Consider the following 7,945-nt stretch of genomic DNA (forward strand, 5'->3'; position numbering starts at 1 on the left):
TTTCAGGGAATGCCGAGTTTGGAAACCGTTCAATCAATGTTTTCTGGAAAACCCGATTTGAGTTTAGAAAATCCAACGATTAAAGCGCACGAAAAAAATGCAAGAGGTTTCGAAATTATTCAGAAATACATGGAACGGGATTATATTGTTCCCAAAGATTTTGTGAAATACAATTACGTTTCTCAGCTTCTTCAGGCTCGCGGAATGCAGATTGCGATTGAAGCACATCGCCGTGCAAAACCTTATAATATGGGAACTTTGTATTGGCAGTTAAATGATTGTTGGCCGGTGATTTCCTGGTCATCGATTGATTATTCAGGAAATTGGAAAGCGTTGCATTATCAGGTGAAAAGAAGCTTTGGAAATCAGGTGATTTTAACGGAAGAAAAAGACGGTATTTTAAATTTTTATGGAATTAATGATGATTTGAAAAATATTGAACAAGTTTCATTAGAAATGGAAGTTAATGACTTTAATGGCGAGAATATACTTACTGCTGTTTCCAATCAAAACCAAACATTAGATGAAATTGTAAAGTTTGATTCAGTATCAATCGCTGAGTTAATTGGCGATCTAGATAAAAATGAGTTATTTTTAAATTTAATATTAAGGGGTAAAGATGAAAAAATTATTGCGGAAAGCAATCATTTCTTCTCAAAACCAAAAGATTTAAAGCTTACAAAACCCAACATCAAAATAAAAAAAATCTCTGCAACAGAAATCGAAATTTCGACTGATGTTTTGGCGAAAGATGTTTATTTAATGGGCGAGACTCATTTTAGTGATAACTTTTTCGATTTACTTCCAAAAACTTCAAAAAGAATTACACTTTCAAAACCGTTGAAAAATGTTGAGGTGATAACTTTGTGGGATACAATGAATAAGTAAATAAAAAAGACCGATTTTTAAAAACCGGCCTAATTCAAATTTATCTACCTCTACATTATTTGCAGTTAAAACATTTGTGTGTAGGATATCAATCTAACGTGAAAAATATCTATTTATTTTAAAGAATTTAAAACTTTTTTCATTCTAAAAAATACTACTGACAAACTGTTGTCATAAACTGCGATTACCTTTGTCTTAAGATTAACAACTTAAAACAAAAAATTATGACAACTACAGCAATCGCAAACCAACAGTTCATCTCTTCAGCACAATTATTAGAACATTGGCAAGGTCACAGAAATCTGACAAGAAGAGTGATTGAAGCATTTCCTGAAAAAGAATTATTCGAATTTTCAGTGGGCGGAATGAGACCTTTCGCAAAACTGGCGGTAGAGCTAATCAGTATTGCAGGTCCGGCTTTGAAAGGAATTGTAGATCATCAGGAAGAAAAATTTTCTGAAGAGGCRTTCCAACCTAAAACAAAAGAAGATCTTTTGGCAAAATGGGATTCTGAAACGGAAGTGATCAATCAATATTTTAACCAGATTTCTGAAGAAAGATTCCAGGAGACATTCAATTTATTCGGTCAGTATGAATTTCCGGTGTATCAGAATATTCTATATTTCATTGATAATGAAGTGCATCACCGTGGTCAAGGCTATACTTATTTAAGAGCTTTGGGAATTGAGCCGCCTTTCTTCTGGGAAAGATTCTAACATCATCGATGTTTTATTTAAAACTTCTCTCGCAAGTTTTGCAAATTAAGCAGTATCATCTGTGAAAATATGTGAAATCTGTGGGAGATTTTTTCTATTAATATTTGTGCATTCGTGGCAAAAAAAAATATACTTTTAGTCCACAAAAATTATAAATTTTTAGAGATTTTTTCAATCAATTCTTTCATCGTCGTTTTTAAAGATTGAGGTTCGATAATTTCAGCGTAATCAAAAAAAGTAATCAGCCAACGTGGAAATCCTTCTTCGATCCACTCGGTTTCAAACGTCATTTCAACCCCTTTCTCGGTTTCTTTTTCTTTAATTAATCCGTAATAGATTTTTGAATTATTCAGGTGTCCCGTAATTTTTTTGTCTACTAAAATTTTGACGATGGTTTTATTTCCGTTCGGACTTTTTCTGTAATCATTAATTTGACCGTATTCCTGCAAATAAGGGTTTTGGGTTTTTATAATATTTAAAATCCGGTCTATTCTAAACTGTCTGTAATCATTTCTCAACGTGCAGTAAGCAATGATGTACCAATAATGAAATTCAAAAAAAACACCCACCACTTCTATAGTTCGTTTCGAAATTTTATCATCAACCGTTTTGTATTCTATTAAAATCTGGTACTTTTCGGCAATGCTTTCCAGGATTGTAGGAATAATATTTTTTATGGTGTCTTCCGTTTTTGGATTATAATTGTAAATATCAATCTGATTTTCAATATTCTGAATTAAATTTTTATCTGAATGTCTCAAAACAGAACGCAGTTTTTCCATTGCTGTCTGATAATGATTTCCCAAGCTTTCATGCGAAAATTTCTGCATTAACTTTTCAGCAGTGATAAAACTCAAAACCTCCTGCTTTGTAAACATAATGGGTGGAAGCTTGTAGCCATCCATCAGAGAATAACCGTTTCCTGCTTCCCCAATAATGGGAATTCCGGCATTTTCCAAAGTTTTTACGTCACGATAAATCGTTCTTATACTGACATCAAATTTTTTTGCCAAATCCTGCGCTCTTACAATCGGTTTTGATTGCAGTTGCGTAAGAATAGCTGTTACTCGGTCGATTTTTTTGAGATAATGATCGTTCATTGATGCAAATTTAATCTGAAAAATTTAAACCATTAAGATTTATTAAGTTGTTAAGTCTTTTTAAGGAAATATCTGAAGATATTCATTAAGGAACTGCTTAATTCAGATTTTATCTGAATCTTAAAAAATCTTTTCAACTAAAATAACTTAATGGTTCAAATTGGTAAATTGTTAAACTGTTCCATTGTTCCATTAATTTTTAAAAGTATTCACYAGTTTATCCAGATTCAAACTTCTCGCAGAAGCATCAAAAATTTCCTTATAAGTTCCATTCATCTGCACTAATTCATCATGGGTTCCGCTTTCTACAACTTCGCCTTTTTTCATTACATAAATTTTATCTGAATCTAAAATCTGAGAAAGTGAATGTGAAATAATAACCACCGTTCTGCCTTCTTTTATGGCATCCAAAGAGTTTTTAATCTGTTCGGTAGCAATCGCATCCAGGCTTGCAGTTGGCTCATCAAGAAAAATAATCGGTGGATTTTTCAGAAATAATCTGGCAATTGCGATTCTTTGCTGTTGTCCGCCGGAAAGTTGGGTTGCATCGTGCTTATATTGTTCCGGAAGATCTAATATCTGTTCGTGGAGATATGCTTTTTTAGCGGCTTCTTCGATTTCTTCAAAACTCGCATTCATATTTCCGTAGCGGATATTGTCCTCAATGCTTCCCTGAAAAATATGATTTTTCTGTAACACCAATCCTAAATCGTCTCTTAAGAAAGTATTGTTGTAATTTTTCAAATCAACTTTATCTAAAATAATTTCGCCGGAATCGGGAAGATAAAATTTACAGAGAAGATTGATGATCGTTGATTTTCCGGCTCCGCTTAAGCCGACCAAAGCGGTAGTTTTTCCGTTTTCAATCATCATCGAAACATCATTCAATGCTTTTGTTCCGTTTGGATAGGTGAAATTAACATTTCGCAATTCAAAATTCCCTTTAATTTCATTTTCAACAAAAGTTCCGTTCGGCTCGGTTTCATTTTCAGCATTGAGAATATCAAAATAACCTTCCGCATAAATCATCGCATCATTCATATCATCATAAATTCTATGGAGCTGTCTGATCGGCGAAGAAACATTGTTGAAAAGCATGATGTGAAGCATGATGGCACCAATTGTCATTTGCTGGTCTAAAACCAAATAAACCGTCAGAAGAATAATTAGAACAACCCCAAACTGTTCGATAAAAGTTTTTAAACCGTCGTAAATAAAATTCGTTTTTCGCGTAAACATTTGACTTTCCATCAGCTGCATCTGCAGATCGTACTGTTTTTTGCCTTCAAATCTTTCTCGGACAAAACTTTTAATCACCATAATGGAATTGATTAAATTTAAAAGTTTTCTGTTCGCGCTGATTTCTTAAAGTTCGTCTTACACCACCCAGTTTTTTTGCCTGTAATGAACTGATATAAAAATAAATAGGAACAATAATCGTAGAAACTATTCCTACATAAACATTTTGCAAATACATGATAATCAGAGCGATAAATGCATTTGAAAATAGCGGAAGCATATCAATAAAGAAATTCTGAACAAGTCTTGTGAGGCTTTCAATTCCACGGTCGATTCTTATTTGAAGTTTTCCGGATTCGTGGTTTTCATCATTAAAATAAGCAACTCTGTAGGTAAGAATTTTGTCAATTGCTGATTGTGCTAAAACCGAGCTTACATTGATCCTGATTTTTTCACCATAAAATTTCTGCCCGAAATTAATGAAGATATTCAGTAATTCTTTTCCAAGTAAAATAATCGAAATGATAATTAAAATGTGAATTCCCTCACTCATCGGATGCGGAAGGTGCGTGAGTTTTGTCACTTCATCGACCGTATATTTTAAAACTAAAGGGTTTACCTGAGCCGCCAAAGCACCTAGAAAAGTAAGAAACAAAGTTCCGTAGATCATCGGCCGGTAAGGTTTGATAAACGGAACCAGCTGTCTGTAAATCCCGAATAAAGTTACTGTTCTGTTAAAAGGTTTTGCCATGATTTGGTTTAAAGAAAAAAACGCACCGTTTCTGTGAGAAAAAGGTACGTTTTATTATATTTTTCAGCAAGTGAAATTTAAAAGCATTTGGAAGTGTTGCAAAAATTATTAATGTCAGAAAATATTCTTAGTAACTCCATCTATAGATCTTATCAATTAAAACCCAATTATTATTTATATTTTCATAAACATCTAAGCTTCCACCATCATTTCCACGATTAATTAAAATCATTGCTAATTTTTTGTCGAAACTATATATTACTTCAGAAATTGAAATAGGAAAGTGTCGCCATTCATTTATATTTTTATTGTATCTTTTAACTTTCTTCCAAATATTATTTCTATCAAATTTTGATAAATTATTTTTTGAAGAATAAAATTTAATACTGTCCTTCGGAATTATATATTTTCTATCATTTTTTAAAATAAGAAAATTATTTCCAAGTTCCGTTTTAGTCCAGCTTTTACTTTCGAAATTATAATTTTTTATTGCATTTTTCAATTCCGAAAATTGATTTTTACTTAAGTTTTCAATTTCATTTTCATTCTCTAAAACTCTTTGAAAACGGTTCTCAATATTCAGTTTTTCAGACTTTATAATAAATCCATACTCTTTTTTAATAGTTTCATAAATATTTTGAGAGAAAATTTGATTAAAAGAAAGTAAAATTATAATCGAAATTATTTTTGTCAAAGGAATTTTCATAAAATATTGCTTAACAATTAAATATACAAAATTCCATTCATAGTGCACTTTAATTATAATATGAAAAATAATTTTGTATTTGCCAAAGTGAGAATTAACTTCTAAGTTAAATTTTACCCCTCAAAAACATAAGTCGTCAAATAATGCAATTCAGATTTGCTTGCTGCTTTAGAATCTGCTTCTGCCTGTTCTAACGAATAATGTGAATTGATTTCTTTCTTCTGGAAAACAAAAGAATTATTGGCATTTTTATCGACAACATCATTAAAGATATGTTGAATTTCTGAATTTCCTAATGAGGCAAAACTAATATCTTCAAATCCGTACATCAGCCTCAAATCATCAAACTGACTAAGATTTTCATCTACAAAACTTTGGAATTGGCTTTTAGAATCGAAATTTCCAGCCCAAATGTTGTAAGCATAGCTTTTCTTGCTTGGCTTGTCGAAAATACTTTGATAAACGAAGTTTTCTCCTAAATATGCCTCTCTTACCTGCGGATCGTTTGCCAAATCTTCAGGTAAACCTTCTTTTAAGATTTTACCTTCAAACATGATGTAAGTTTTGTTGGTAATCGCCAAAGTTTGCTGTACGTTGTGATCGGTAATCAGGATTCCGATGTTTTTATCGGTTAAGCTTCTTACAATTTTCTGAATATCTTCAACGGCGATCGGGTCAACTCCGGCAAAAGGCTCATCCAGAAGAATGAAACTCGGGTCTGTTGCCAAACATCTTGCAATCTCGGTTCTACGTCTTTCACCTCCGGAAAGAAGATCTCCTCTGTTTTTACGAACGTGTTGCAGAGAAAATTCCTCAATCAGTTCATCACATTTGATTTGTTGCTCTCTCTTTGAAAGTTTAGTAAGCTGCAAAACGCCAAGAATATTATCTTCTACAGACAATTTTCTGAAAACCGAAGCTTCCTGAGCAAGATAACCGATGCCTTTTTGCGCACGACGATACATCGCATCGGTAGTAATTTCCTGTTTATCGAGGAAAATTTTTCCTGAAGTAGGCTTTACCAAACCTACGATCATATAAAATGAAGTGGTTTTTCCGGCTCCGTTCGGACCGAGCAAACCTACAATTTCTCCCTGCTGAACCTGTACAGAAACGCCTTTTACAACTTTTTTGGGACCATATTCTTTGATTAAGTTTTCTCCTCGTAAAATCATAGTCGCAAAGATAAAGTTTTTTTGAATTAGAAATTTATATTATGAATGGCTCAAATTTAATTTAAGAATATTTTAAACTAATTTTAAATGTTATTTTGTGTTTAAATAAAGAAAAATCTAATTTTACACTTTAATTATTTCCTTGCAATACGCTCAAATTATTTTACCGCTTAATCTGAAAGGAACTTTTACGTACAAAGTTCTGGAAGAATTACAATCAAAAATTTTGCCCGGAATGAGGGTTCTGGTTCCTTTTGGTGGGAAAAAAATCTATACCGGAATTGTTTTTGAATTGCACGATGAAGAGCCTACTCAGTTTGTAGCGAAAGAAGTGATCAGCATTTTAGATGAACAGCCGATTTTGCCATCGCAACAGATTAAGTTCTGGAAATGGCTTTCAGATTATTATTTGTGTAATCTGGGCGAAATTTACAGGTTTGCTTTTCCTTCTTCTTTAAAACTGGAGAGTGAAACGTATCTTAAATTAAAACCAAACGCAACGGTTGAGTTTGAGAATCTTGATGTCAACGAAATGTACCTGATTCAGGCGCTGGAAGTTCGGCAGCTGATCAATTTGACAGATATTGAAGCGTTTATTCCTAAAAAAGATATTATTAAAACCATTAATTCTCTGATTGATTTGCAATACATCGAGATTGATGAAAAAATTGCGGAAAAATACAAGGCGAAAGAAGTTGCTTATGTGAAAATCAAAGATGAGGTTTTAAAAAACAACAATCTTACAGAAATTCTTTTAAGCCTGAAAAGGGCGCAGAAACAGAAAGATCTTTTCCTGCATATTTTAGAAAAACAAACTGAAAATCCTGAATCACCGATTAAAAAATCAGAGTTGTTTGAAGATGGATATTTTGCGAGTTCGCATTTTAAATCCTTGGCAGATAAAAATCTTGTCGAAGAATATTACATGCAAAAAGACCGGATTGAAAGCTATGAAGGCGAGATTGAAGAAGTTGAAGAGCTTACCGAAGTTCAGAAAACTGCAAAAAATGAAATAGATGAAGCGTTTGAGGAAGGTAAGAATGTTTTGCTTCACGGCGTAACTTCATCAGGAAAAACCCATATTTATTTAGAGAAAATTGAAGAATGTATTTCTGAAGGTAAGAATGTTTTGTTTTTGCTCCCCGAAATTTCTTTAACGAAGCAAATTACCCAGAGGTTAGAAAAAAAATACGGAAGACAATTAGGCTTTTATCATCAGAAGTTAACTGATTTTGAAAAAGTTGAGATTTGGCGCAGAATAAAAAATAATGACATTAAAATTCTTATTGCAACACGAAATGCCCTGTTTTTACCTTATCAGAATTTAGGATTGATCGTTGTTGATGAAGAGCATGATTCTGGGTATAAAC

Annotated in this window: 5 protein-coding genes and 2 pseudogenes; 3 read left to right on the forward strand and 4 right to left on the reverse strand. The window is 32.7% G+C overall.

Going from position 1 to position 7,945, the window contains the following annotated elements:
* Both AB4Y90_RS12500 and AB4Y90_RS12505 read left to right on the forward strand, forming a co-directional pair.
* Positions 1 to 888: glycoside hydrolase family 2 protein (locus tag AB4Y90_RS12500; RefSeq protein WP_441557905.1), on the forward strand; the 888-nt coding region annotated here is incomplete at its 5' end.
* A gap of 224 nt (positions 889 to 1,112) precedes the next feature.
* The gene (locus AB4Y90_RS12505) at positions 1,113 to 1,604 is read left to right on the forward strand and encodes a DinB family protein (protein ID WP_441557906.1); all 492 of its coding nucleotides are present in this window, start codon (positions 1,113 to 1,115) and stop codon (positions 1,602 to 1,604) included.
* A gap of 149 nt (positions 1,605 to 1,753) precedes the next feature.
* On the opposite strand, the gene AB4Y90_RS12510 is transcribed toward AB4Y90_RS12505, so the two are convergent.
* From AB4Y90_RS12510 to lptB, 4 genes and pseudogenes are all read right to left on the reverse strand, one after another.
* On the reverse strand, positions 1,754 to 2,704 hold the full coding sequence (locus AB4Y90_RS12510; RefSeq protein ID WP_441557907.1) for a helix-turn-helix transcriptional regulator: 951 nt from the start codon (positions 2,702 to 2,704) through the stop codon (positions 1,754 to 1,756).
* Positions 2,705 to 2,896: 192 nt separating this feature from the next.
* A pseudogene (locus AB4Y90_RS12515) lies at positions 2,897 to 4,613 on the reverse strand (ABC transporter ATP-binding protein).
* Between the two features lie 208 nt (positions 4,614 to 4,821).
* Positions 4,822 to 5,400: a hypothetical protein gene (locus AB4Y90_RS12520; RefSeq protein ID WP_441557908.1), complete on the reverse strand. Its 579-nt coding sequence runs from the start codon at positions 5,398 to 5,400 to the stop codon at positions 4,822 to 4,824.
* Positions 5,401 to 5,849: 449 nt separating this feature from the next.
* Positions 5,850 to 6,575 (reverse strand): annotated as a pseudogene (gene lptB / locus AB4Y90_RS12525) (LPS export ABC transporter ATP-binding protein); the annotation flags it as partial.
* Between the two features lie 142 nt (positions 6,576 to 6,717).
* Between lptB and AB4Y90_RS12530 the strand changes: the two are divergent.
* On the forward strand, positions 6,718 to 7,945 hold a 1,228-nt coding region (locus tag AB4Y90_RS12530), incomplete at its 3' end, for a DEAD/DEAH box helicase (protein WP_441557909.1).

Origin of the sequence: Chryseobacterium sp. 2TAF14 (assembly GCF_052115105.1) — a bacterium.
Classification (GTDB): Bacteria; Bacteroidota; Bacteroidia; order Flavobacteriales; family Weeksellaceae; genus Chryseobacterium.

What these genes read in the sequence shown, in the direction of transcription:
- AB4Y90_RS12510 (WP_441557907.1), bottom strand. Translation starts at nt 2,704, where the DNA reads ATGAACGATCATTATCTCAAAAAAATCGACCGAGTAACAGCTATTCTT.
- AB4Y90_RS12520 (WP_441557908.1), bottom strand. Translation starts at nt 5,400, where the DNA reads ATGAAAATTCCTTTGACAAAAATAATTTCGATTATAATTTTACTTTCT.